Source organism: Shigella sp. SIG3 (assembly GCF_053555855.1).
In genome coordinates this window covers 1-628 of the sequence record NZ_JBQZXE010000298.1, presented here as the reverse complement: position 1 = coordinate 628, position 628 = coordinate 1, and the positions used below count along the sequence as shown (strand labels likewise).

Genomic DNA, 628 nt, shown 5'->3' with positions numbered 1-628 from the left:
CTCTTCCCTCAGCGCCTTACTGTCAGTAATGAGCTCAGGAACCCTTTCATTTAATGCCTGAAGTCGCCTGGTAAGCCGTTCCTGTGCCTGCTGATCGCGTTTATGATCTTCAGAGCTCTGAATCAGCGTGTTACGCAGTTGTTCAACTTTCTCCCTGAATGCGCAGAAAAAGGCATCGATTTCCTGGCGGACGGGCTGGTTAATATCCTGCTCAATGGATGCCTGCAGCTCCCCGAAATATGCCCGGGTCAGTGACATAACTTCCTTCCTGACGGTGTTGATATTGATAACACTGCGGCTCACATCCTCTTTATAGGTTTCCCAGCCCCAGTCACTGGTGCCAAACGCTCCACAAATCTTTCCCCATAAACCACGCTGCCGACGGCGACGGGTGACGGTCTCCGTTCTTTCCTCCATAAGCGCACTCAGATTTGTTTTTACCGCGAGCCGGGTTTGTAACTGACTGACTGCCGGAAAACTGATTTTTACGGTAAAGCCCTCATCCTCCAGGCGGGTATTGATGCGACCGGCAATGTTTTCTGTGGCGTACAGGGCCGTGCCACGAAAACCTGTTTCAATCCCGCTGACGATTTTCTCCAGCTCAGGCCGGAACTGTGCTTCAGCCTCT

The 628-nt window shown here is 52.1% G+C and carries 1 protein-coding gene; it reads right to left on the bottom strand.

Annotated features, from left to right (window positions below; all coding sequences use genetic code 11):
* The coding region (locus tag ACUU1I_RS21055; protein ID WP_449144938.1) for a vimentin yjdA at nucleotides 1-628 on the bottom strand (628 nt) is incomplete at both ends.